At 38.4% G+C, this 24859-nt stretch carries 23 protein-coding genes and 1 other annotated feature (1 of these 24 cut by a window edge); of the genes, 20 read left to right on the top strand and 3 right to left on the bottom strand.

The window, feature by feature from the left end:
* Window positions 1–10 precede the first annotated feature (10 nt).
* Complete coding sequence (locus LRP81_RS01095) at window positions 11–685, bottom strand: RsfA family transcriptional regulator (RefSeq protein ID WP_230499383.1); 675 nt, start codon at window positions 683–685, stop codon at window positions 11–13.
* Between the two features lie 187 nt (window positions 686–872).
* Window positions 873–2141 carry a replication-associated recombination protein A gene (locus tag LRP81_RS01090; RefSeq protein ID WP_230499382.1) on the bottom strand — a complete coding sequence of 423 codons (1269 nt, stop codon included), beginning with the start codon at window positions 2139–2141 and terminating at the stop codon, window positions 873–875.
* A 363-nt stretch (window positions 2142–2504) separates the two neighbouring features.
* On the opposite strand from LRP81_RS01090, the gene LRP81_RS01085 reads away from it, so the two are divergent.
* The 6 genes from LRP81_RS01085 (at window position 2505) to recD2 (ending at window position 9290) form a co-directional block, all read left to right on the top strand.
* Window positions 2505–3179: a YczE/YyaS/YitT family protein gene (locus LRP81_RS01085; RefSeq protein WP_230499381.1), complete on the top strand. Its 675-nt coding sequence runs from the start codon at window positions 2505–2507 to the stop codon at window positions 3177–3179.
* 27 nt (window positions 3180–3206) lie between these two features.
* On the top strand, window positions 3207–3623 hold the full coding sequence (cymR, locus tag LRP81_RS01080) for a cysteine metabolism transcriptional regulator CymR (RefSeq protein ID WP_230499380.1): 417 nt from the start codon (window positions 3207–3209) through the stop codon (window positions 3621–3623).
* Window positions 3624–3659: 36 nt separating this feature from the next.
* Complete coding sequence (locus LRP81_RS01075) at window positions 3660–4805, top strand: cysteine desulfurase family protein (RefSeq protein ID WP_230499379.1); 1146 nt, start codon at window positions 3660–3662, stop codon at window positions 4803–4805.
* Window positions 4806–4888: 83 nt separating this feature from the next.
* Window positions 4889–6004 (top strand): tRNA 2-thiouridine(34) synthase MnmA, encoded by a 1116-nt coding sequence (mnmA, locus tag LRP81_RS01070; protein WP_230499378.1) that lies wholly within the window; start codon window positions 4889–4891, stop codon window positions 6002–6004.
* A gap of 213 nt (window positions 6005–6217) precedes the next feature.
* Window positions 6218–6871, top strand: a complete 654-nt coding sequence (locus LRP81_RS01065; RefSeq protein ID WP_230499377.1) for a tetratricopeptide repeat protein — start codon at window positions 6218–6220, stop codon at window positions 6869–6871.
* 19 nt (window positions 6872–6890) lie between these two features.
* On the top strand, window positions 6891–9290 hold the full coding sequence (gene recD2 / locus LRP81_RS01060) for an SF1B family DNA helicase RecD2 (RefSeq protein ID WP_230499376.1): 2400 nt from the start codon (window positions 6891–6893) through the stop codon (window positions 9288–9290).
* A gap of 49 nt (window positions 9291–9339) precedes the next feature.
* On the opposite strand, the gene LRP81_RS01055 is transcribed toward recD2, so the two are convergent.
* On the bottom strand, window positions 9340–9885 hold the full coding sequence (locus tag LRP81_RS01055) for a hypothetical protein (RefSeq protein WP_230499375.1): 546 nt from the start codon (window positions 9883–9885) through the stop codon (window positions 9340–9342).
* Window positions 9886–10071: 186 nt separating this feature from the next.
* Between LRP81_RS01055 and LRP81_RS01050 the strand changes: the two genes are divergently transcribed.
* From LRP81_RS01050 to LRP81_RS00985, 14 genes are all read left to right on the top strand, one after another.
* Window positions 10072–10545 carry a PRC-barrel domain-containing protein gene (locus tag LRP81_RS01050; protein WP_230499374.1) on the top strand — a complete coding sequence of 158 codons (474 nt, stop codon included), beginning with the start codon at window positions 10072–10074 and terminating at the stop codon, window positions 10543–10545.
* Window positions 10546–10560: 15 nt separating this feature from the next.
* Complete coding sequence (locus LRP81_RS01045) at window positions 10561–10755, top strand: hypothetical protein (RefSeq protein WP_230499572.1); 195 nt, start codon at window positions 10561–10563, stop codon at window positions 10753–10755.
* Window positions 10756–10780: 25 nt separating this feature from the next.
* Window positions 10781–10936 carry a YrzQ family protein gene (locus tag LRP81_RS01040; protein WP_230499373.1) on the top strand — a complete coding sequence of 52 codons (156 nt, stop codon included), beginning with the start codon at window positions 10781–10783 and terminating at the stop codon, window positions 10934–10936.
* Between the two features lie 232 nt (window positions 10937–11168).
* Complete coding sequence (locus LRP81_RS01035) at window positions 11169–12059, top strand: nitrilase-related carbon-nitrogen hydrolase (RefSeq protein ID WP_230499372.1); 891 nt, start codon at window positions 11169–11171, stop codon at window positions 12057–12059.
* A 256-nt stretch (window positions 12060–12315) separates the two neighbouring features.
* Window positions 12316–13635, top strand: coding sequence for an NAD(P)-dependent oxidoreductase (locus tag LRP81_RS01030; RefSeq protein WP_230499571.1), 1320 nt, complete (start codon window positions 12316–12318; stop codon window positions 13633–13635).
* Between the two features lie 22 nt (window positions 13636–13657).
* Window positions 13658–14944 carry an NAD-dependent dihydropyrimidine dehydrogenase subunit PreA gene (preA, locus tag LRP81_RS01025; RefSeq protein WP_230499371.1) on the top strand — a complete coding sequence of 429 codons (1287 nt, stop codon included), beginning with the start codon at window positions 13658–13660 and terminating at the stop codon, window positions 14942–14944.
* 16 nt (window positions 14945–14960) lie between these two features.
* The gene (hydA, locus tag LRP81_RS01020; RefSeq protein WP_230499570.1) at window positions 14961–16385 is read left to right on the top strand and encodes a dihydropyrimidinase; all 1425 of its coding nucleotides are present in this window, start codon (window positions 14961–14963) and stop codon (window positions 16383–16385) included.
* Between the two features lie 115 nt (window positions 16386–16500).
* Window positions 16501–17967 carry an NCS1 family transporter gene (locus LRP81_RS01015; protein WP_230499370.1) on the top strand — a complete coding sequence of 489 codons (1467 nt, stop codon included), beginning with the start codon at window positions 16501–16503 and terminating at the stop codon, window positions 17965–17967.
* A 16-nt stretch (window positions 17968–17983) separates the two neighbouring features.
* A complete protein-coding gene (locus LRP81_RS01010; protein WP_230499369.1) occupies window positions 17984–18202 on the top strand; it encodes a hypothetical protein in 219 nt (72 codons plus the stop codon).
* Between the two features lie 68 nt (window positions 18203–18270).
* Window positions 18271–18504: a hypothetical protein gene (locus LRP81_RS01005; RefSeq protein ID WP_230499368.1), complete on the top strand. Its 234-nt coding sequence runs from the start codon at window positions 18271–18273 to the stop codon at window positions 18502–18504.
* A 138-nt stretch (window positions 18505–18642) separates the two neighbouring features.
* Window positions 18643–20250: a PucR family transcriptional regulator gene (locus tag LRP81_RS01000; RefSeq protein ID WP_230499367.1), complete on the top strand. Its 1608-nt coding sequence runs from the start codon at window positions 18643–18645 to the stop codon at window positions 20248–20250.
* Window positions 20251–20508: 258 nt separating this feature from the next.
* Window positions 20509–21978: a CoA-acylating methylmalonate-semialdehyde dehydrogenase gene (locus LRP81_RS00995; RefSeq protein ID WP_230499366.1), complete on the top strand. Its 1470-nt coding sequence runs from the start codon at window positions 20509–20511 to the stop codon at window positions 21976–21978.
* Window positions 21979–22244: 266 nt separating this feature from the next.
* Window positions 22245–23585 carry an aspartate aminotransferase family protein gene (locus LRP81_RS00990; protein WP_230499569.1) on the top strand — a complete coding sequence of 447 codons (1341 nt, stop codon included), beginning with the start codon at window positions 22245–22247 and terminating at the stop codon, window positions 23583–23585.
* Window positions 23586–23642: 57 nt separating this feature from the next.
* Window positions 23643–24701, top strand: a complete 1059-nt coding sequence (locus tag LRP81_RS00985; RefSeq protein ID WP_230499365.1) for an AI-2E family transporter — start codon at window positions 23643–23645, stop codon at window positions 24699–24701.
* A 48-nt stretch (window positions 24702–24749) separates the two neighbouring features.
* Window positions 24750–24859: a binding site (T-box leader), on the top strand (it continues 116 nt past the right edge of the window).

Genomic DNA, 24859 nt, shown 5'->3' with positions numbered 1-24859 from the left:
TACATGGTTTTTATATTACACAATCTTGAACGTTACCTGTTAGTCTTTTAGCACGGTTCATAATTTGTACAAGCATCTCATAGTCTTCATTGATAGTGGTTTGTTGATCTTCCAATTCTTTTAGCTTTAATTCTAAAACTTGGTTTTTTTGCTTCAATAATTGATTTTCCCGTTGCAGTCTTTCTTGCTCCATCGTCTGACGATATTCTGACTGTCGATCTTGAGCAAGGTTTTGTAAAAAATGAATACAGTCATCTAATGTTAAAGATGGTGATTGTGTTGCATTTCTGACTGGTAGTGGGAGATATTCTTCATCCTCCAGATCTAATTCGTAAGGGAGGGAGGTGTTGGTTTCTTTTTGTATCTTTGGTGCAGGGAGCCATTGTACCTCCACTTGTTGATTGTTTAATTCATTTTTTGTAGTCTTTTGCTCTAATTTAGTCTGTTTATCGAGAGCTCGCTTTTTCTCTTTGCGTTGTTTTTTGGCAATGGCAACTGCAGGCTCGTATTTCTTTCTGACTTCTGCATTCCATCTGAAGCCACATGCTGCAGACGTTCGATTTAGTGCATCTCCAACTTCATCAAATGCACCTAGTTGTGTGCCACCATCTCTTATGTATCGTAAAACGGTCTCTGCTAAAAAGAGGTCATCTTCATGAGACCAAGCATCCTGTCTTACTTTCATTAGCATTCTCTCCTTATAAACGGGCGATTTTTTACCATCATTTCCGTAAATAGACTAGAATATACAGAAAATAAACTAGTTTATAAGAATGGAACGTCATTTTTGCAATTTTAGTTGTTTTTTTAATTATTTGAGCAGGCAGATAAGGAGCTGAATAAGAAAGAGGCGCACCTGGGTGTAGCACCTCTTATTTATTTTTCGTTTTTTCGTAAATTTTAGCAAGAGCAGCTTCAAATTTGCTCGTCTCTTTTGGCTTATAATAAGATTTATTTTTCAGTTTATCAGGAAGATACTGCTGAGCTACCCAACCACTTGGATAATCATGAGGATACAAGTAATCCACACCTCTTCCAAGCGTGGTGGCACCTTTATAATGGGCGTCCTTTAAATGTGGTGGAACTTCTCCCACAAGCCCTTTTCTTATATCAGCTAGCGCTTCATCCAATGCCTTGTACGCCGTATTGGATTTAGGGGAAAGGCATAGTTCGATTACGGCATTAGCAAGTGGTATGCGTGCTTCCGGAAAGCCAAGGCGTTCTGCTGATTCAATTGCTGCTAGTGTTCTCGCCCCTGCAGGAGGATTAGCAAGACTGATATCTTCATAAGCAATTACTAAAAGTCGTCTGCTTATACTTACAAGATCACCAGCTTCAATTAATCTACCGAGATAGTGAAGAGCCGCATCAACATCACTTCCCCGAATGGATTTTTGGAAGGCTGATAAAACATCGTAATGGCCATCCCCATCCTTATCGTGATAGAAGCTTTTTTTCTGCAGGCATTCTTCGGCAGTTTCGAGAGTGATGACGACTGCGCCTTCATCATTTGGTGTTGTCGATAGAACTGCTAGCTCCAGAGCATTAAGAGCTGATCTAACATCCCCTCCACAGCCGTTGGCAAAGTGTATTAGTGCGTCGTCCTCTAGAACGACGCTATATTCTCCGAGCCCGCGTTCCTTATCCTCTAGTGCCTGCATAATAACTTTTTTTATCTCATCAACAGACAAAGGATGTAATTCGAAAATCTGACATCTGCTACGAATTGCCGGATTAATGGCGTGATAGGGATTACTTGTAGTTGCACCAATCAATACGATTCTGCCATTTTCCAAATGTGGCAATAAGAAGTCTTGTTTTGCTTTATCCAGACGATGGACTTCATCTAATATAAGGATGACTTTTCCAGACATTTTTGCTTCTTCCGCAACAATTTCCATATCTTTTTTATTGTGGACAACTGCATTTAACGTCCGAAAAGCGTATTGGGTACTTCCAGCTATTGCCGTTGCGATAGAGGTTTTTCCAATGCCTGGTGGTCCATATAAAATCATGGAGGAAAGATGCTTTGCTTTTACCATTCTTTGAATGATTTTCCCCTGTCCAACAAGGTGCTCCTGTCCTACCATTTCTTCGATCGTTCTTGGCCTCATGCGAAAGGCCAATGGATTATTATTCATGCTATGACACCGTCCTATTACTTGACATGCTTTTTGTCTAGAGTCTTTTCTTGAAGAATGTTGTTATTGTATAAATTCGGCTTCTGAGAAATTTGCCTTTTGGTTTATGTATAAAAGCTCGAATGAATATTGATTGTTAAGAATTTTTTATATAGTTCACAAAAGCAACAAAGGTTGTGAAAACAGACTCTGTTTAATACACACTTTATCATAATTCTCTTCATTTCATGAACTGTAATACTTTTTCTTTTATGCTATAATGAAAGATATTTTGTATAGTCGCCTTCTCGTCTTATGCTTGTCGGGGCTGGTCAAGGCGCTTGGGCTTTTCTAATAAAAATGACAACTGAAGGGTAGAGACAGATGCATATAGAGCGGAGCATAGGCAGAAGAATATTCTTAGTGAAATGGTCCATATATTTTATTGGATTATTTATAATGGCTTTTGGTATTGTATTAATGATAAGGGCAAATCTTGGTAGTGCCCCTTGGGATGTCTTTCATATTGGCCTTTATTATCAACTTGGCTTGACGATTGGTACATGGTCTATTATCGCGGGCTTTTTTATTTTGGTAATTTCTTCTTTCATTGTAAAAAAACCTCCACAAATTGGAGCATTACTGAACATGTTGATGGTTGGAATCTTTATTGATATGTACCTATTAATTCCTCAACTGGAAACACCGGGATCATTAATAGGTAAAATGATAATGTTATTTATTGGTATAATCATTATGGGAATTGGAATAGGTATTTATATTTCCGCTCGATGTGGTGCTGGTCCACGTGACAGTTTAATGATAGCTTTAACAGAAGTAACAGGCTGGAAAGTGCAGCATATTAGATTAGGAATGGAAATAGTAGTATTATGTTTAGGATGGCTTTTGGGTGGTCCAGTGTTTGTTGGTACAATCCTGTTCAGTTTAACAATTGGCATTATTGTGGGATGGACACTACCTGCTTGCCAACGGATGACCGATTTAATCATTGAAAAAATTCAACATAAACATGATGAAAAAATTACCTTGCATATATAGAATGAGAAAAGAGTAGAGGTGTAGGAAATGAAAATTTCAACAAAGGGCCGCTATGGCCTGACGATTATGATTGAGTTAGCAAAGAATGTTGGTGAAGGTCCGCTTTCTTTAAAAACAATTGCACAGACACATGACTTATCTGAGCACTATTTGGAGCAACTAATTGCACCACTAAGAAATGCAGGTCTTGTGAAAAGTATAAGAGGGGCATATGGTGGATATATTTTAGCGGATGAACCGACAAAGATTACCGCTGGTGATATTATTCGTGTATTAGAAGGTCCAATTAGTCCAGTTGAAGTCATTGATGATGAAGAACCTGCAAAACGAGAGTTGTGGATAAGAATCCGCGATGCTGTCAAGGATGTTCTTGATAGTACAACATTAGATGATCTTGCAAACTACAGTGGTGGCGAGCAAGAATCGTATATGTTTTATATTTAAATAATTGGATTTTATATTGAAAGGAGGCGTCTGTGAGTGAAACAAATCTATTTGGATCATGCGGCGACCTCACCTATGCACCCAGTTGTCCTTGACAGCATGCTTTCTGTAATGAAAGAGGAGTTTGGTAACCCCTCAAGTATTCACGGTTTTGGAAGGAAAACTAGGCATCTTGTGGATGAAGCTCGGCATATGGCAGCTAAAAGCATTGGGGCAAAGGAATCAGAGATAATTTTCACCAGTGGCGGGACGGAAAGTGACAATCTAGCAATTGTAGGTGTAGCTCGAGCTAATCAAAATCGAGGTAAGCATATAATTACAACACAGATTGAACATCATGCTGTCCTCCATACGTGTGAACAACTCGAAAAGGAAGGGTTTGAAGTAACGTATCTTCCTGTAAATAAAGAAGGACTAATTGACATAAATGAATTAAAGGCAGCTTTGAGGAACGATACCATTCTTGTGACTGTCATGTATGGGAACAATGAGGTTGGGGTCATCCAGCCGATTAAGGAAATAGGGGAAATTCTTAAAGAACACAAGGCATATTTTCATACGGATGCAGTTCAGGCTTTTGGGTTAATACCGATTAATGTGAAGGAAGCTGGTATTGACCTTCTTTCAGTATCTGCTCATAAAATAAATGGACCAAAAGGAACTGGTTTTTTATATGCTCATACGGGTACGAACTTTTCTCCAATCACATATGGTGGGGAACAAGAGCGAAAACGGAGAGCAGGAACAGAGAATGTAGCTGGTATCGTAGGATTAAAAACCGCTATTGAATTTTCTTTGGACGAGGCAGCAGAAAGGTCACTTCAATACAATAACTTTAAAGAAATCATGCAACAAATCTGGAAAGAAGAAGGAGTCGTTTTTCACATGAATAACAGTGCAGAAGCAACTTTACCACATGTGATGAATGTGTATTTTCCAGGAACGAATGTGGAATCCTTGCTTGTAAACCTCGACTTAGCGGGAGTCGCTGTCTCGAGCGGTTCTGCGTGTACAGCGGGTTCCATTGATCCGTCCCATGTGCTTGTTGCGATGTTTGGGAAGGAATCCGATCGAATCGCCTCTTCCATTCGTTTTAGTTTTGGATTAGGTAATACGATGGTCGATATCATATATGCTGCTAAAGCAACTGCAAAGGTTGTTAACAGATTGGTGAAAAAATAAGCAAAGACTTGCAGGTGTAAAGAGTGCAGTAGTTAGCAAGAAACATAATGTTTATATAGAATAATTGAAACGGGGTGATCATGATGACAAAAGCACCAAAAGATACCCGTGTAGTAATAGGAATGTCAGGTGGGGTGGATTCATCTGTAGCGGCACTTCTACTAAAAGAACAAGGCTACGATGTAATCGGCATCTTTATGAAAAACTGGGACGACACCGATGAATTCGGTGTTTGTACAGCAACAGAAGATTACAATGATGTAATCCGAGTTTGTAACCAAATCGGTATCCCTTATTATGCGGTAAATTTTGAAAAACAATATTGGGATAAAGTATTCCAATACTTTTTAGACGAATATAAAGCAGGACGTACGCCAAATCCAGATGTTATGTGCAATAAGGAAATTAAGTTTAAAGCCTTTTTGGAGCATGCAATGGACCTTGGTGCAGATTACCTTGCGACTGGGCATTATGCCCAGGTGGAGTTCCGTAATGGAGAATACAAAATGTTGCGGGGATTGGATGATAACAAGGACCAAACCTACTTTTTAAATCAGTTGACTCAAGACCAACTTTCAAAAGTAATGTTCCCGATTGGTAATATTGAAAAATCAGAAGTCCGGGAAATAGCAAAACAGGCAGAGTTAGCTACTGCTACTAAAAAAGATAGCACAGGAATCTGCTTTATTGGAGAGAGAAATTTTAAAGAGTTTCTTAGCGGTTATTTACCAGCACAGCCAGGCAATATGGTGACGCTTGATGGAGAGGTAAAAGGGAAGCATGACGGCTTGATGTATTACACAATCGGACAACGTCATGGTCTTGGAATCGGTGGAAGTGGTGATCCTTGGTTTGTTATTGGAAAGGATTTGGAGAAAAATATCCTTTATGTTGGTCAAGGCTTTCATAATGAACTTCTTTATTCAGATTCCATTATCGCAACAGATATTAGCTGGGTTTCAGATACATTACCAGCAGATGGCTTGTCATGTACTGCTAAATTTCGCTACAGACAGCAAGACAATCAAGTAACAATCCACAGACTGGAAGATAATAAAGTAAAGGTTGTCTTTGACACGCCAATACGTGCAGTTACCCCTGGACAAGCAGTAGTGTTTTACAGTGATGATGAGTGCCTCGGTGGCGGAACCATTGATGACGTCTTTAAAAATGACGAAAAGTTATGGTATGTTGGTTAATTTGAAAGGATCTTTTCTATAAGATTTCAAATTCCGAGTTACTATTATTCGTAAAAGATAAGAAGTTTGCGAAAACAACCATAGAAAAGCGGAAGTTGCCTATAGCTAAACTTTGTTTTCTATAAAGAAATCCTCTATTTCACTATTGGGAATAGAGGTTTTTTCTATGTTATACTAGTATGGGCTTATTTATAAATCGAGGTGTAGAATTAAATGACAGACAACAACGCAATAGGAATTCAGTACTTACAAGAAGGCAAATATGAGGAAGCGCTAGCTGCTTTTTCAAAAGAAATAGAAGTGAATCCAGATAATGCTGTGGCATATGTTAACTTTGGCAATGTATTAAGTGCCGTTGGAGAACTAGAGAAAGCAATCAAATTTTATGAACGCGCTCTAGAAAAAGAGTCAGAAATGGGCACCGCTCATTACGGACTAGGGAATGTTTATTATCAATTAGAAAAATGGAATGAAGCAAAGGATCAATTTGAAATGGCAATGAAAAAAGGTGTAAGCGACAGTGATACTTTCTTTATGCTAGGCATGACATTGCTTCAATTTGATCAACCAAAACTAGCTCTCCCTTTTTTCCAACGTGCGGTAGAATTGAAACCAGAAGATGCTGAAGCAAGATTTCAGTATGGTCTTTGCCTAGCTGACCAAGGACTTATAAAAGAAGCAACAGCAGCATTTGAACAAGTAGTTGAGGCTGATGAACTACATGCGGATGCCTACTATAATTTAGGTGTCGCTTATGCTTTTCAAGAAAACAGAGAAAAAGCGCTAGAAAATCTTGATAAAGCATTGGATATTCAAGCAGACCATATGCTTGCATCACATGCAAAAAAAATCCTAACAGAAAATTAAAGAATGGAGGAGAATTCCCATGAAAGACCAAAAGCAGCAGTCCTCTTTAGATCTATTTGAGGAAAATGAAAAATTTATCAAAGGATCTCACCTCGTTACGATTTTTCACAACGAATCCAATATGTATTCCGTTGTTCGTATAAGGGTGGCAGAGACAAATGTTGCTTATGATGAAAAAGAAGCGGTCGTTACGGGTTATTTTCCTCGTATTCATGAAGATGAAACATACATATTCTTTGGACAGATGAAGGACCACCCTAGGTTTGGACGCCAATTCCACGTCGAGCACTTTAGGAAGGATATACCTCAAACAAGGCAAGGGATTGTCCAATATTTATCAAGTGATCTTTTTTCTGGTATTGGCAGAAAAACAGCAGAAAAGATTGCTGATTCCCTCGGTGAAAATGCTATTTCTAAAATTTTGGAGAATCCTTCTGTTCTTGATTCCGTTCCCAAGCTTGCAGGAGACAAGGCAAAGTTACTTTATGATACATTGATGGAGCATCAAGGACTCGAGCAAGTCATGATTGCATTATCTCAATTTGGGTTCGGACCACAGCTTTCCATGAAAATATATCAAGTTTACAAGGATGAAACCATTAACACGTTACAAAAGAATCCTTATCAACTAGTGGAGACTGTGGAGGGAATTGGTTTTGCGAGAGCAGATGAGCTTGGAAGCCATTTTGGAATTTCTGGTAATCACCCTGATCGTATTAGAGCAGGATGCTTATATATGCTCGAACAGTACTCGATGCAAGAAGGGCATTGTTATGTAAAAGAAGAGCAGTTAGTAGATGAGGTATTACGACTGTTAAATGAAAAACAACGTGATCTTGTTGCAGCCATTGACATTTCTCGGGAAATTATGCAATTAACAGAAGAAGGAAAGTTGAAAAGTGAAGATGGCAATGTTTATCTTCTTAGCCTTTATTTTTCGGAGCAAGGTGTGGTTACGAACATTCAAAAGGTGTTGGAACAATCACAATATAAGGAACAGTTTCCAGAATCGGAATTTTTACTTGCTTTAGGAGAATTGGAAGACCGTCTAAAGGTTCAATATGCTCCATCGCAAAAAGAGGCGATTCAACAGGCATTATTGTCACCAATGCTTCTTTTAACAGGTGGACCGGGAACAGGAAAAACGACAGTTATTAAAGGTATAGTGGAATTGTATGCTGATCTTCATGGTTGTTCTTTAGATCCAAAAGATTATAGCAAAGAAGACCCTTTTCCAATTATGCTTGCGGCACCAACAGGTAGGGCAGCCAAACGGATGAGTGAATCTACTGGGCTACCTTCCTTAACGATTCATCGTTTGCTTGGCTGGAATGGTTCGGAAGGTTTTCAACATGATGGAGAAAATCCGATAACGTGTAAGCTTTTAATCGTTGATGAAATGTCTATGGTTGATATATGGCTTGCAAATCAATTGTTTAAATCTCTTCCGGATGATATTCAAGTTGTGCTTGTAGGGGATGAGGATCAACTTCCTTCTGTTGGTCCAGGACAAGTATTAAAGGATTTATTGGCCTCAAGTGTGATTCCTACAGTAAAACTAACGGATATTTATCGTCAAGCGGATGGTTCATCCATCATTGAACTTGCCCATAATATGAAGGATGGATTGATACCTTCCAATATTTCGGTGGCACAAAAAGACCGATCTTTTATTCAGTGTAATCAAGCACAAATATTGGATGTCGTAAAAAAAGTTTGTGCGAATGCACAGAACAAAGGATATTCTGCAAAGGATATTCAGGTTCTTGCTCCTATGTACCGTGGAAATGCCGGGATAGATAAGCTTAACGAAGCGTTACAAGAGCTGTTTAATCCGAAAAATGACCAACGCCGTGAACTCAGCTTTGGAACAGTTGTGTATCGCACAGGTGATAAAGTACTCCAACTTGTGAATCAACCAGAAAGTAATGTCTTTAATGGTGATATAGGGGAAGTAGTATCAATCTTTTATGCCAAAGAAAACACTGAAAAACAAGATATGGTTATCGTTTCCTTTGATGGTATTGAAGTAACGTATACAAAGCAGGACTTGGGGCAGATTACACATGCTTATTGTTGTTCTATCCACAAATCCCAAGGAAGCGAGTTTCCAATCGTCGTATTGCCTGTTGTGAAAAGCTACTATCGGATGCTTCGCAGAAACCTCCTGTACACAGCCGTCACTAGATCGAAGAGATTTCTAATCCTTTGTGGAGAAGAGGATGCACTAAAGCTTGGTGTAGGGCGGGCAGATGAACAGTCTAGACAGACATCACTTAAAGAGAAATTGCAACAAAAGCAACCAGGGGAACCAATAGAATCACAGGATGAAGAAATACTTAAGGAAATTCCTTTTTGGCATGATGCTAATATCGGTATGGATAATATAAGTCCGTATGATTTTATGGAGGATACATAAAAAGAGGCTAGTCCACCAATGGGCGAGCCTCTTTCTTACTAAGTGTGAATTAGTTTTTCTGTTTAATCTCTGCTGCTGTAAAAGTGAACGGACCATTAACAAAAACAGCTAGTGCAGCTTGTTGTGGGTCTTTTTGTGCAGTTAAAAAATACGTGACATCCTCTTCTCCTTGTCGAATCAAATCCACAAACTGTGACACAGATTCAATTACATCATCGCGACCCTCAATATCTATTTCAACAACACTTTGATAGATAAGGTTTGAGGGGGTAATACTGTTGCGATAAATTCTTGTAATTAAATCAGCCACTACGCCAGAATTATTGTTTGCATGATACAGACCTTGTAACCAAACAGCATTTCCTGGACTTACATCTCGCAATGTTAGAGCAGCTAATACTTGAGGAGTTGTAGTAAGGGGGAAGTTTGTAGGAAGAGGAGAGCTTACAATTGGATCTGCAGTATCATGTGCAAATCCCACAAGCTTTGCCTCATGATTCCTTTTACATTTATCATCATGTTTGCTTCTTTTATGCTCTTCCGCGCTACTTTCATTATTTTTGTTGTTTTTATAATAATAATATTTTGACATCATTTTATTTTCACCTCCTTCGTACTCCATATTAATGATATTCTTTCCAATTAATTAAGGTTTGGTCAAACATGGAAATATAGAGCCTGTTTTCACTCTCTTTCACCTATTTACAAATGGAAAACCTTTCGCAGTATGAGTTAACTTTTTGTAACAAAAGCTATAAATGTTCGAAAAGAGGTGGTGTCTTTGAGAACATTTTCTCGAGTAGTAGGGATGCTAATTTATGACGTTGCATCAGGAAACAATATTGGTAAAGTGATGGACTTTTGCTTGCAAGAACCAGGACAACTAAAGGGCATAGTTATGGATGGAAAAGGCTTATTCCATCGAGCGAAGTTTCTTCCTTTCGACTACATTCATTCTTTTGGAGAAGATGGGATAATGGTAAGTAAACATCTTTTAACTCCTATCTCGAAAGAAAACGGGCAAGTATATTTTCATCACTTCCATGGCATAAAGGGAAAGACCTTTATTACTGGGGAAGGAAATAAGCTTGGCCTGTTAGACGATGTATATTTCGATGAAGAAACGGGCACAATCGTAGGATATGAAGTTACGGACGGTTTTTTTGCTGATTTATCTGAAGGAAAAAAGGTAGTAAAGTCTCCATCAGATTTAATTATTGGAAAAGATACCGTCGTCGTTTCTGTAATAACCTGACGTGAGGTGTCTGAATTGGCTCTTATTTGTCCTAATTGTAAAAGTAAGGATATTGGCAAAATTGGTGTGAATCAATATTATTGTTGGGGTTGTTTTATAGAACTATCCATTTCAAAAGGTATTGTTCATACGCACCAAGTAGAGGAAGATGGTACACTCAGCTCTTTAGATGATTTGTTTCATGAGGACGATCGACATATTAGTATGTAATAACTAACAGTTGGGAGTGAGTCGCATGAACAGAGCAATGAAATCCTTGTTAATGATTGGCATCGGTGCCGCTGCTACACGACTTAGTCGAAACCATGATGTGCAGAATTTCTTGGGAGATATGACTTCCAAACGAAATATGAAAAAAATCAGAAAACAAGCGAAGCGATTGTTTTCTTAATAGAATCCCGTTCCTTTCGAGGAACGGGTTTTTATATGTTAAAAGAAAGCGCTAAAGTCATCAGAAATCCACTTCAAAGCATACCTAGCTATTTTACATATTGGAAAGTTTGCACCGACTATCATTTAACATTATGTATAGTGTAAAACAAGCCTAAAAAAAGTAGAATAAACATAAAGTTCTAATTATTCAAAAAAATCAAATAAAGCTTTCATCAAAAGGAGGTTAATAAATGTCCGACAAAGTGATGATTGGTTTAATTCAAGCTTCTAACGATGTGGATGGTAAAGAAGCAGTCGAAGTTCATAAAAAAGCTGCAATTGAAAAACATATCAAACTTGTTCGGGAGGCAAAGGAAAAAGGAGCTCAAATTATATGCCTTCAAGAAATTTTTTATGGACCATATTTCTGTAGTGAACAGAATTCCAAGTGGTATGAAGCTGCAGAGGAAATTCCAAATGGTCCTACTACTAAACTGTTTCAAGAACTTGCCAAGGAACTAGGAGTGGTCATTGTACTGCCAATATATGAGCGAGAGGGTATTGCCACTTATTATAATACTGCTGCTGTCATAGACGCAGATGGAAAATACTTAGGAAAATATCGTAAGCAACACATTCCTCAAGTGGGGGTTGGAGAAAATGGGCATGGTTTCTGGGAAAAATTCTATTTTAAGCCAGGAAACCTAGGATACCCAATATTTGAAACAGCGTTTGCGAAAATTGGGGTCTACATATGTTATGACCGACATTTTCCAGAAGGCGCGAGACTACTTGGTTTGAAGGGAGCGGAAATCATTTTTAATCCTTCTGCAACTGTAGCTGGTTTGTCTGAATACTTATGGAAACTTGAACAACCCGCACATGCTGTGGCAAATGGTTACTATGTTGGTGCAATCAACAGAGTTGGAGTGGAAGGTCCATGGAAAATGGGAGAGTTTTACGGCCAATCTTATCTTGTTGATCCTAGAGGGTCTTTTGTGTCTATAGGAAGTAGAGACAAAGATGAGGTCATTATTGGTGAAATGAATAAAAAATTAATAAGAGAAGTGAGAGATGTATGGCAGTTCTATCGAGATAGAAGGCCAGAAACATATGAAGAAATGACAGCACTTTTACCGTAAGACAAAAAAGGTGGCTTATTCGCAGTTGTGTACCTGATTCCGGGATAGAATTTTAGGCACATCCGGCGACTAAAGTCACCTTTTTATATAGGGAAAATCGCTTAGAAATAATTTAGATTCAGGCATAGAGTATGTGCAAAGTTGTCTGTTGTTACTACTGGCACTTTGCTTCACCTCTATAAAAAAAGATAAGGAGTGTGGATATGTGAAAGGTGTGGCGAAAAGAATCGATCTCGAAAATTTGGCTTTAAACTTCATGGAAGCGAAGCCTGGATTAACAGATACGGAAGCAGTTGAAGAAGCCAATAGATGCTTATATTGTTATGATGCCCCATGCATTACCGCTTGCCCTACAAGTATAGATATCCCTTCTTTCATAAAGAAAATAGCTTCTGGAAACTTAAAAGGATCTGCTAAAACCATTATGAGCGCTAACCCTGTAGGAGCAAGTTGTTCAAGAGTCTGCCCAACAGAAGAGTTATGTGAAGGAGCTTGTGTCCTTAATCATCATACAAAACCAATCGTCATTGGTGACTTACAGCGTTATGCAACAGACTGGGCGATAGCTAATGAGCAAGTATTGTTTCAAAAAGGAACTTCCAATGGTTTTAAGGTGGCTGTAGTTGGTGGTGGTCCAGCTGGTTTATCCTCAGCACGAGAACTTGCACTACTAGGTTTTCATGTCACCATATTTGAAGCAGAAAAAGAAGCTGGAGGGTTAAATACGTATGGAATTGTGTCCTTTCGGCTTCCAAAGCGTGTCTCCTATTGGGAAGTAGAACAAGTGAAAAGTTTGGATGTTGAAATCCTAACACACACAAAAGTAGGAGTGGATATTCAAGTGAATGAACTCCTCTCCCAATATGATGCTGTTGTATTAGCAGTAGGGATGGCAAGTGTACCGATGTTAGGTATACCTGGAGAGCAATTAGCAGGGGTACATGACGCAATCGAATTTGTAAAGGCAACGAAAACAAAGGGCATTTCTGACACTTTTAAAGGTAAAAATGTTGTTGTAATCGGTGCTGGAAATACCGCAATTGATGGGGCTACCTGTTCGATAAGACTTGGAGCAGAAAATGTAAAGATTCTATACCGCAGAACAGAGGCAGAAATGTCTGCTTACGACTTTGAATATGAATTTGCTAAGCAGGATGGGGTGGAATTCCGATGGCTTACAGCACCAAAGCGCATTATAGGAAATGAAAAAGGAGAGGTAACTGCTATAGAATGCGTCAAAATAAAATTATCAAATATAGATGCTGATGGGAGAAGAAGACCCATTCAAGTGGAGGGCTCGGAATTCACATTGAAGGTTGATGCGGTAATAAAAGCGATTGGTCAGACAAGATACATGAGTTTGATTGAGCAGTTCAACCTTTCTCATAATGAAGGTGTGGTGGTTGTTGATTCGATCACCCATCAGACTTCTAATGAGAAAGTATTTGCCTGTGGTGATGTAATTTTTGGAAAAGGTCAAGGAGAGGCGATGGTCGTAACTGCAGCTGAACAAGGGAAGCAAACTGCCTATGCTCTTTATGAAAAACTCGTAAAAAAGAAAATAGGAACAGCTTAATTCAATGTGAGGGGGGAACAATTTGGCAGATTTATCAATAAACTTTGCAGGAATAAAATCACCAAATCCATTTTGGCTAGCTTCTGCACCACCCACAAATTCAGGCTATCAAGTACAGAGAGCGTTTGAAGCTGGTTGGGGAGGGGCAGTCTGGAAAACGTTAGGTGACCCGATTATCAATGTTTCATCCAGATTTGCTGCAGTTAGCTTTAATGGGCAAAGGGTTGCAGGATTCAATAATATTGAGCTTATTACCGACCGGCCACTTGATGTGAATTTGAAAGAAATAGAAGAGACAAAAAAGAAATTTCCAGATAGAGCCCTTATTGCATCATTAATGGTAGAACCGAAACAAGAGAAATGGCATGAGATTGTTAAGAAAGTGGAAGCTGTTGGTGTGGATGGATTGGAGTTAAACTTTGGTTGTCCCCATGGAATGGCCGAGCGTGGAATGGGATCTGCGTCTGGGCAAGTTCCTGATCTTGTGGAAAAACAGACATTTTGGGCAAAAGAAGTTGCAAATACGCCGGTAATCGTGAAATTGACACCAAATATTACTGACATAACAGTGACTGCCGAAGCTGCAGTAAGAGGTGGTGCTGACGCTGTTAGTATGATTAACACGATTAATAGCTTGGCAGGTGTTGACCTTGATAGTTGGAACACAATTCCACATGTTGGAGGGAAAGGGGCACATGGAGGTTATTGTGGTCCAGCTGTTAAACCGATTGCCCTTAACATGGTAGGGGAATGTGCGAGAAACCAAAGAATCAGTGTTCCCATATCTGGAATGGGAGGTGTCTCCAACTGGCAGAATGCAGTGGAATTCATGCTAATGGGTGCCACAGGGGTCCAGATTTGTACAGCAGCTATGCACCATGGGTTTCGAATAGTGGAGGATATGATTGATGGGTTGAACAATTACCTTGATGAAAAAGGAATAGCAAATGTGATGGATCTAGTAGGTAAATCAGTCCCTAACTATTCAGATTGGGGTAATTTAGATTTGAATTATAAAATTGTAGCTCGAATCAATCAGGACACCTGTATTAACTGTAATAAATGTCATATTGCCTGCGAGGATACATCCCATCAATGTATTGATATGCTGAAGGATACCTCAGGTAAATCCTATCTAAAAGTAAGAGAAGAGGATTGTGTTGGATGTAACCTGTGTTCTATTGTTTGTCCGGTTGAGGATGCGATTACAATGGTAGAATTACCTCACGAACAACCACCAATGACTTGGAATGAAAGACAAACGGCGCTGGGATTACTAAAGCAAAGTGAAGTGGATACGGTTAAATAAAGGAGATGGAAAAGAAATGTCAGGTAGAAAATTAATTAAGAACGGAATAATCGTAACTGCAAGTGACCAGTATGAAGCAGATATATTAATTGAAGGTGAACATATTTCAGCAATAGGAGATAACTTATCCGCACCAGGTGCAGAAGTGATTGACGCAAAAGGGTGCTACGTATTCCCTGGAGCGATTGATCCTCATACACATCTTGATATGCCTTTTGGAGGAACTGTTACAAAGGACGATTTTGAAAGTGGAACAATTGCTGCAGCATTCGGTGGGACAACTTCCATTATTGATTTTTGTTTAACCGAAAAAGGTAAACCTCTTCATGATGCCATTCAAACTTGGCATAACAAATCAAAAGATAAATCCGTCATTGATTACAGCTTTCATTTAATGATTGGTGAAATGAACGAAAACGTCTTAAAAGAACTTCCAGAAGTAATAGAAAAAGAAGGTATCACATCATTTAAAGTATTCATGGCTTACAAGAATGTATTTCAAGCGGATGATGCGACCCTTTTCCATACACTGAAAGTAGCCAAAGAACAAGGAGCACTAGTGATGGTGCACGCAGAAAATGGAGATGTAATTGATTATTTGACAAAGGAAGCTTTAAAAAAAGGAAATACAGAACCAATATACCATGCCCTTACAAGACCTCCAGAGGCAGAGGGAGAAGCAACAGGCCGTGCAGCACAATTAACAAAACTTGCAAATTCCCAACTTTATGTCGTGCATGTCTCTTGTGCTGAAGCAGTGGAAAAAATAGCTGAAGCAAGGGGAAAAGGGGTGGATATTTGGGGTGAAACCTGTCCTCAATATTTGATGCTTGATCAAAGCTATCTGGAAAAACCAGATTTTGAGGGAGCAAAATATGTTTGGTCTCCACCTCTTCGTGAAAAGTGGAATCAAGGTGTTTTATGGAATGCATTGAAAAGTGGTCAACTGCAAACTCTTGGTTCTGATCAATGCTCCTTTGATTTTAATGGTCAAAAAAGTTTGGGCAAGGGAGATTTTACGAAAATTCCGAATGGTGGACCGATGATTGAAGATAGAGTAAGCATCCTATTTTCAGAAGGAGTGAATAAAGGAAGAATAACTATAAACCAATTTGTTGATATAGTTTCTACACGTGTAGCAAAGCTTTTTGGAATGTTCCCCAAGAAAGGGACGATTGCTGTTGGTGCAGATGCAGATATTGTGCTTTTTGATCCAAACAAAGAAAGAGTAATCTCGGCATCCACCCATCATATGGCGGTAGATTACAATGCATTTGAGGGGATGAAAATAACAGGAGAACCTGTATCGGTTTTAGTAAGAGGTAACTTTGTAATCCGTGATAAACAGTTTGTTGGAAAAGCTGGGCATGGTGAATATATAAAGCGAAAAAAATATGGGGTTACAAAAGAACTCAAACGAAACGAATCGATATCCATATAGACCACGAACATTAAAACTATATTTGCAGCCAACCTCCATATGCTTGACCTCTTTTTTAGGTCAGGCATTTGTTGTAACAAAATACAATCGAAATAATTTTGTATGAGGTGTGGAAATGGAGAAGAAATCAAGTTACTTAAAGTCACCTGATCTTTTGCCAATCGGACATTCTCGAAGAAAAATTGGTACGCTTGGCTTTGCTTTAATGTGGATTGGTATGGCTGTTGTTCTTGCAGCATTTGCGATAGGGGGAGCAGGGGTCCAAAATCTATCATTAGGTTGGGTGATTCTTGCCACTATTATCGGGAGTGTTGCAATTGGTCTTTGTATGACAATTACAGGAGATATTGGGATAGAACATGGCCTATCCTTTCCGGTATATATGAGAGCTCCTTTTGGTACAATTGGTACTCATATTCCATCCATTATACGTGGGTTAACTGCATCATTCTGGTTTGGAATTAATACTTTCTTTGGTGCAACTGCCATGAATGCGATTTTGTTTACGCTAACAGGCTTCAACAATTGGTTTGTTTGCTTCTTAATCTTCGCTGCAGTTCAAGTACTTAATACTGCATTTGGTATTAAAGCGGTGGAGCGCTTTGCTGATCTCGCAGCTCCAATCATTATCATTATTTCTGCTTGGATGTATACTACTTTATCGGAAAGAGCTTTGGAGCAAGGAAGAGATGTGTGGGCATGGATTGAAAGTCCTGTCACAGGAGGCGCAGCAATTACTGCTTTTTTGGTTGTCATTTTCAGCAATATGGGTTTTTGGGCAACCTTGGCTGCAGACATGCCTTCCATATCGAGATTTATAAAAGCACCAAAGTATGAAAGTAGCTGGCTAAGACGCAATAAATCAAGCATTATTGGGAGTGTTATTGCATTACCACTTACCCAAACTTTTATGGTAGCAATCGGCGGCGTTTCATATATAGCAGTTTCAAACTACGATCCAGTTGTTGCTCTTCAGGAAGCGGCATCTGGAATCGTACTTGGTGTGTTATTATTGATGATCATTTTTGCGCAATGGTCTACTAATGCTGCTGCTAACCTAATACCTGCTGCCACTATTTTTTCAAATGTAGGGGGACCTAAAGTTCCCTTTTGGGCAGGGGTAGTCATAGCTGGGATTGTTGGTTCGGTTGTTCAACCTTGGAATCTATTTGATATACTTATTCAAGTTTTACTCATAGTTGGTGGGATTCTTTCTGCAATCGTTGGAATCCTATTTGCAGATTACTATTTACTAAGAAAACGTCGTGTAAATGTACATGACCTTTATGAAGATAATGGCCAGTACAAGTATTCAAAAGGATTCAATCTTGCTGGATTTATCGCATGGTTTGCCGGAGGGTTAGCATCTTACTTTCTCGCTAATTATTCGTTCATAGTAGGTTTTGTTGTAGGTGCAGTGCTTTATTATCTATTGGCTAAATATTGGTATTTCCGAAAACATGAACAAGCAGAAATAATGGATCCAGACGATGAAAAGTATTTAGGCATAACGGTAGGAAGAGATTGGGACATCAAAGAAGTAGCTGACTATTACGAAAAGCCAAAGGAGCTTACTAGTTAAAAAGGAGGAATAATTTTTGAGTGACAACCAACAATATGCTATAGAAAAAGAGAGAATAGATTTTTTTATAGATAAAGGGTTTCGTATAAAAGTAGTGGAAGAAAATTTAGAAGGTGCATTTCTTGTCCTTGAAAACAAGGAAAAACAGGAAGAAACCCTTCACATAAAACATGCGGACGCAAGAAAGTACTTCTCCTCTATTTTAATCAAACAGCAGCGGAGAGAAAATTTATAAAATGCTCATAGACTATCATTAACGAGAATAAAATCATGTAAACTGCTTCGTGGAAGGAGTATTCTTAAATGGAATATCAATTGAAATGTAAAGAGAGCGCGTATCCTTGTGAAGTGACCATTGATGAGGACAACAACAGATTTACCATTAGAAAGGCAGATTCAAGTGGTGAATTTTTTAACTCTCCTGAAGAACTAGTGCATTGGATTTTAGAGAATTGGGAATCCAGTGATTTCAATGATGAAGGAGAGTTTGAAGAGATGGTACAGGAAATTCAACTCTATTTTCCCATCAATAATTAAACATCAGAAGGTGACAAGTTTTGGATAACTTGTCACCTTTTGTGTTAATTTGTCTGACTATTTAGCAAAATAATGACTCATCTTTCGTTATAATGATGATATGGACATTATTTACATACTTCGTTAAGGGGTGAAAAAATGAAGGTAATGCTGTCACTGCAAGATATTATGAAGCGAACACAATTTGAAAATGCAGAAATTGTTGCTGGTGAGAAAGGAATGGATCGACATGTGAAATGGGTTCACGTGGTGGAGGTAACTAACATTGAAAAACTACTGAATGGACAAGAACTAATTCTCTCTACTGGTGTTTCATTTGGTAAAGATACTTCCGAATTTCGTTCGTTTGTTCAACAGCTAATCAATTGTAAAGCAGCAGGGTTAGCCATAGAAAAAGGAGCTTTTATCCCCAAGATACCACAAGAAATAATAGACTTTGCAAATAAAGAACATTTCCCCCTTATCCTCTTTCAACAAGAAGTGTCTTTTGTAGATATCACACAAGATATTCATTCTGTCCTTATTAATCAACAATATCAAATGATTACACAACTAGAAAACTATTCTCAATCCTTAAATAAAAAACTTTTAACCATCACCCATGAGTTTGAGATATTAACATATCTTCACGAGCATATAAATGCACAAATTATTTATGAAAATAGCAATCATGAAAGATTATTTATCCCAGATGTACCCATTCATGACCGTAAGAAATATATTTGTCGTCTTCAATCAGCTAACTCTCCTAAATCCTCTTGGAAGCAACCGGTCTTTGTCATGGAAAAACAGTATGGAATCGTACATATATTTACGGACGAAAGATCTATATCAGAATTTGATCATCTGCTATTGGACAGAACATTGACAGCGCTAGCACAGCATATATTAAGGGGGCTCTATGTAGAAGAAAAAAGGAAATTAGAAGAAAGTGAGTGGCTTAGAAGTTGGTTGGAAGGTGGACAAACAAAAGAGTCCATTCGTGAATTTCTCATGAGGAATGAAAGCTTTATTTCAAAAGGTGCAATGGTGCTACTTTGTAAAAAAAGAGATTCTAAATCCCCACCATTGGATAAAACGTACTTAACATTATTAATCAGATCAAACTTTGAACATTTGGGATTTACTGTTTTTTTTACAGAAATGAAAAACACCCTTACTGTCATTATGTTAAATAGCAGAGATGAAAAAGATTGGAAGGAACGTTTGAGAACGGGGGTTAGATCGTTACTGGAAAAACAGCAAGATAAAAAGGGATGTACTTTCATTCGTCTTTCAGCTGGAAAATATGTACAGCAACTAAACCACCTTTCTAAAAGCTTTCAATCTGCCATGGAAACATTACAAATACAAGAGCAATTATTAGAGCATGAAGATTTTTCATGTTTTGAAGATCTTCATATTTATCGGTTAATATCCTTCATGCAAAGGCACCATGATCTTCGTGACTTTGTAATGGAGTACCTAGAGCCAGTCATAAAATATGATCAAAAACATAATGGTAAACTGCTTGAAACCTTGAAAGTTTATCTTGCTTGTAATGGATCGAAAAAAGAAACGGCAGGAAAACTCTATATCGTAAGGCAAACACTTTATCATCGAATTCAGAAACTTGAAACCTTATTAGGAGAGGATTTCATGATCGCTGAAAAGCGTCTCGTTATAGAGTTTATGGTTATGGTGTATGAATATTTGCATACCACCACATCCTATTTAGAAGGTGAAAGTAAAAGTTTCTCACAATAAAACTATTCAGCGCGATTTGTGCCATTCATAAATCCGCTGTTTTTTTATGAGCTCTTAATCAGATTTGTAAAAGGATAAGAATTTGTGTTAACACTACCTTGTCACACTACCGATATTGAAAGAAGTTCTTTCACTCATTATCAAAATGTTAGAATCATCCCCCTATCCATTTTACATTATGTCTAATGAAAGCCTTTTAAATTTGTCAGATAATAATCATAAGTACAAAAATAAAAGAAAGGAGAGGGAGGAAAGAACATGACTATCACTTCAAAAGAAACAGTAGTATTGAAGAACTTTATTGATGGAAACTGGGTCCAGACTAACGGAGTAGAGTACTTGGATGTTATTAATCCTGCCACAAAAGCTTGTCTTGCAAAAGTGCCAATTTCTACAAAAGAAGATGTGGAGGCAGCTGTAAGAGCTGCAAAAACCTCTTTTAAAACTTGGAGAAGTACACCAGTGCCAAAGCGTGCTCGAATATTGTATGCCTATCATCATTTGCTAGCTAAGCATCATGATGAACTAGCAAAACTGATAGTCCAGGAAAATGGTAAAGCTTATAAGGAAGCTCATGGGGAAGTGCAGCGCGGTTTGGAATGTGTAGAGTTTGCAGCAGGTGCTCCTACTTTGATGATGGGAGAGTCTTTGTCCAATATTGCAGAAGAAATAGATTCGAGCATGTATCGTTATCCTCTTGGAGTGGTAGGGGGAATAACACCGTTTAACTTCCCGATGATGGTTCCGTTATGGATGTTTCCACTTGCGATAGCTTGTGGGAATACATTTGTCCTAAAACCTTCAGAACGAACCCCTCTGCTTGCCAATAGGCTAGTGGAACTATTTATTGAAGCTGGCGCACCAAACGGAGTTCTAAATATTGTGCACGGTGCACATGATGTTGTGAATGGGTTATTAAATCATAAAGACGTAAAAGCTATTTCTTTTGTTGGGTCACAGCCTGTTGCTAAACACGTTTATGAAACTGCTGCTAAAAATGGTAAAAGGGTTCAAGCTTTGTCAGGAGCTAAAAATCATCATGTCGTAATGCCGGATGCAAATATTGAGAAAGCTGCTCAACATGTTCTTACCTCTGCTTTTGGCAGTGCAGGTCAACGGTGCATGGCATGTAGTGCAGTTGTAGTTGTAGATGATGATAAAAACCAGTTTATCGATGAACTAAAGAAAAAAGCGAATGAACTTACCATCGGAAATGGCATGGAAGAAGAAGTTTTACTAACCCCTGTTATTAGAGAGAATCACCGAGAAAAAGTACTTGGTTATATAAAACAGGGTATTTCTGAGGGTGCATCATTAGTAAGAGATGGAAGAAAAGAAATGGATGAGCTTAAGGAAGGGTACTTTCTTGGACCGACTATTTTTGATCACGTAACGCCGGAAATGACAATTGCAAAGGAAGAGATTTTTGCTCCTGTATTAAGTGTTCTAAGAGCAAAAGATTTGGATGAGGCACTTGAACACATCGAGAAATCTCGCTACGGTAACGGAGCAACCATCTATACAAAGGATGCCAAAGCTATAAGACAGTTCCGAGAAGAGGCAGATGCAGGAATGATTGGTGTTAATGTAGGAGTTCCTGCAACGATGGCATTTTTCCCTTTTTCAGGTTGGAAGGATTCGTTTTATGGCGACCTTCATGTTAACGGAAAAGATGGGGTCAATTTTTTCACAAAGAAAAAAGTGATTACATCCCGATTTGATTTTTAGCATCGGCTCTTTTCTAAGAGATTGCTAGTAAGTCTTAAAAGTAATTTTTGGACTATTTACCAACTTTCCAATAGAAAATTTGCAGACTACTCTATACTAATTTGATGAAAAAGGGCACGACAGTAAAAGTTGTTCGAGTATCTTAAATGATACGCAATACCAACATAGTTTGTGAACACAGCCTTAGCATTTAATAAATTAAAAGAGGTTGTTTTATTAGCCTTCTTTCAAGGAGGAGAAATAGATTGGTAAACACAAATCAAGAAATGACTAGTCATTTGTTTACGCAAGATGAACGTTTCGTCTGGCACTCCATGAAGCCGTACAGCCCCTCGTCTACAATGGTGGTAAAACAGGCAAAAGGTGCATGGATAACGGATATAGATGGAAATCGGTATTTGGATGGAATGGCAGGTCTTTGGTGTGTAAACATAGGATATGGAAGAGTAGAACTTGCTGAGGCAGCATATGAACAGCTGAAAGAGCTTGCTTATTTTCCTCTCACTCACAGTCATGTTCCAGCAATAAAGCTTGCCGAAAAATTAAATGAATGGCTTGGTGGAGAGTATGTTATTTTCTTTTCCAATAGTGGATCGGAGGCAAATGAAACTGCATTTAAGATTGCTAGACAGTATCATGCACAAAAAGGAAATGCTAGTAGATATAAAATAGTCTCTAGGTACCGATCATATCATGGAAACACAATGGGGTCCCTTGCCGCAACAGGGCAAGCACAACGTAAATATAAATATGAACCACTTGCACCTGGATTTGTCCATGTTCCTCCTCCAGATACTTACAGGATGGAAGACGCTCATTTAGCTGACCCAAAGGAAATGCGCTGTGTCAAAGATGTCGATCAAGTGATGACATGGGAAATGAGTGAAACCATTGCGGCGATGATTATGGAACCAATTATTACAGGTGGAGGAATTCTTACTCCTCCTGAAAGTTATATGAAGGCAGTTTCAGATGTGTGTAAAAAGCATGGAGCTTTATTGATAGTGGATGAGGTAATTTGTGGATTTGGCCGGACCGGCAAAAAATTTGGATTCATGAATTATGGTGTGCGTCCTGATATCATTACGATGGCAAAAGGGATTACAAGTGCATATTTACCTCTTTCTGTTACAGCAGTAAAAAAGGAAATTTATGATCAGTTTAAAGGGGAGGAAGAATACGACTATCTCCGTCATGTTAACACATTTGGAGGTAGTCCAGCTGCATGTGCATTAGCTTTGAAAAATCTTGAAATAATGGAAAATGAAATGTTGATTGAGCGATCTGCAGAAAAAGGCGCCATCCTTCTGAGCGAATTGAAATCTAAACTTTCTGCATTTTCACATGTAGGAGATGTACGAGGGAAAGGGCTGTTACTAGGGATAGAGCTTGTGAAAGATAAAAAAACGAAGGAACCGATAGAAATGGAAAAAATAAATGCAGTTATTGCGAGCTGCAAAAGGAAAGGATTAATTATTGGAAAGAACGGTGCTACTGTAGCAGGGTTCAATAACGTCCTAACGCTTTCTCCGCCACTTTCCATTACAGATGAAGACTTACAATTTGTGATTAGGACGGTAACCTCAGCACTTTCAGAACTTAAGTAAAAGCACTGTATATTTCCGATAAACTAAATAGAGAATAACGAGTAGGAGGCGTTTCTCTTGGAAAAACAGAAGAAATGGCTGTTACGGCTTGTTATACTTCTACTCGTTATGATCATATTATATGTATTTTTGAAATTAGGTCCATTGTGGCAACCAATTTTCAAAGTGATTTTCAAGATTAGTATTCCGTTTATTATAAGTATTTTTATTACTTATTTGCTACACCCAGTAGTCGAATACACGCATAATCGTGGTATGTCAAGACCGATTGCGATCCTGTTAATTTATCTGTTGTTTTTCGGTGGAATCGGATTGATAGGCTATAAGGGGATTCCTGTCATTATCGATCAGCTGTGGGAACTCTCCGATAATTTCCCACGCCTTGCACAGACCTATAGCTCATGGATCAAGCAAATCCATCATTCTACTTCCAATTGGCCAGATGGTATGCACCATAGGGTGGAACAAAGTTTCAATGAATTTGAAACGATGCTATCAAACCTTATGACGAAAGTGGTTGCCGGTCTAAAAGGAATACTAAATTCATTTTTTATTCTGATTGTCATTCCGTTCATTGTATTTTATTTACTTAAAGACTTTGATCAGGTCAAAAAGACCATGTGGTATCTAACTCCAAGAAAGTGGAGGGAACCGGGTATGGCATTCTTAAAAGATGTTGATATCTCTTTAGGAAGCTATATAAGAGGCCAGCTTACAGTTTGTTTATTAATAGGGATATTAGCAACTGCAAGCTTGTGGATAAGCGGGATGAAATACCCGATGGTCCTTGGGGCAATAATTGGTGTCACAAATGTGATTCCTTATTTTGGCCCAATTATTGGAGCCTTTCCTGCAGTTATTATTGCTGCGACCATCTCTGTGAAAATGGTAATAATCGTTATCGTCATTATCTTTTCTCTTCAATTTATTGAAGGAAATATCTTATCCCCATTAATAGTTGGAAAAAGCCTTCATATTCATCCGGTATTTATCATTTTAGCGCTTTTGATAGGCGGAGAAGTAGCTGGAGTGGTAGGATTGATATTAGCTGTCCCAGTATTCGCTGTGTTGAAGGTGACTCTTACACATGTTAGTGCCCATTTCATCAAACATTGACAAGCTTTGTTCTCTTGCATATAATCGAAACATACTAGCTACATAATCATTAATTCAAAGAAGGATCCAAGTACGTTACAGACCATCTTAAATGGGTAAGTCATGCTCAATAGAGAAGAGTTCCAAGGCTGAAAGAACTCTAGGATGAAGGGTAACAG

The sequence above is a fragment of the Sutcliffiella rhizosphaerae genome (assembly GCF_917563925.1).
In the GTDB taxonomy this organism is placed as follows: Bacteria; Bacillota; Bacilli; order Bacillales; family Bacillaceae_I; genus Sutcliffiella_A; species Sutcliffiella_A rhizosphaerae.
The sequence above is the reverse complement of the archived record's forward strand: the minus strand, read 5'-3'. Positions and strand labels throughout refer to the sequence as shown.

Bases quoted from the DNA above. Each gene is read 5' to 3' on its own strand.
- LRP81_RS01095 (WP_230499383.1), bottom strand. From the start codon at position 685: ATGAAAGTAAGACAGGATGCTTGGTCTCATGAAGATGACCTCTTTTTA.
- LRP81_RS01090 (WP_230499382.1), bottom strand. From the start codon at position 2,141: ATGAATAATAATCCATTGGCCTTTCGCATGAGGCCAAGAACGATCGAA.
- LRP81_RS01085 (WP_230499381.1), top strand. From the start codon at position 2,505: ATGCATATAGAGCGGAGCATAGGCAGAAGAATATTCTTAGTGAAATGG.
- cymR (WP_230499380.1), top strand. From the start codon at position 3,207: ATGAAAATTTCAACAAAGGGCCGCTATGGCCTGACGATTATGATTGAG.
- mnmA (WP_230499378.1), top strand. From the start codon at position 4,889: ATGACAAAAGCACCAAAAGATACCCGTGTAGTAATAGGAATGTCAGGT.
- LRP81_RS01065 (WP_230499377.1), top strand. From the start codon at position 6,218: ATGACAGACAACAACGCAATAGGAATTCAGTACTTACAAGAAGGCAAA.
- recD2 (WP_230499376.1), top strand. From the start codon at position 6,891: ATGAAAGACCAAAAGCAGCAGTCCTCTTTAGATCTATTTGAGGAAAAT.
- LRP81_RS01055 (WP_230499375.1), bottom strand. From the start codon at position 9,885: ATGATGTCAAAATATTATTATTATAAAAACAACAAAAATAATGAAAGT.
- LRP81_RS01040 (WP_230499373.1), top strand. From the start codon at position 10,781: ATGAACAGAGCAATGAAATCCTTGTTAATGATTGGCATCGGTGCCGCT.
- LRP81_RS01035 (WP_230499372.1), top strand. From the start codon at position 11,169: ATGTCCGACAAAGTGATGATTGGTTTAATTCAAGCTTCTAACGATGTG.
- LRP81_RS01030 (WP_230499571.1), top strand. From the start codon at position 12,316: ATGGAAGCGAAGCCTGGATTAACAGATACGGAAGCAGTTGAAGAAGCC.
- hydA (WP_230499570.1), top strand. From the start codon at position 14,961: ATGTCAGGTAGAAAATTAATTAAGAACGGAATAATCGTAACTGCAAGT.
- LRP81_RS01015 (WP_230499370.1), top strand. From the start codon at position 16,501: ATGGAGAAGAAATCAAGTTACTTAAAGTCACCTGATCTTTTGCCAATC.
- LRP81_RS01005 (WP_230499368.1), top strand. From the start codon at position 18,271: ATGGAATATCAATTGAAATGTAAAGAGAGCGCGTATCCTTGTGAAGTG.
- LRP81_RS01000 (WP_230499367.1), top strand. From the start codon at position 18,643: ATGAAGGTAATGCTGTCACTGCAAGATATTATGAAGCGAACACAATTT.
- LRP81_RS00995 (WP_230499366.1), top strand. From the start codon at position 20,509: ATGACTATCACTTCAAAAGAAACAGTAGTATTGAAGAACTTTATTGAT.
- LRP81_RS00990 (WP_230499569.1), top strand. From the start codon at position 22,245: ATGACTAGTCATTTGTTTACGCAAGATGAACGTTTCGTCTGGCACTCC.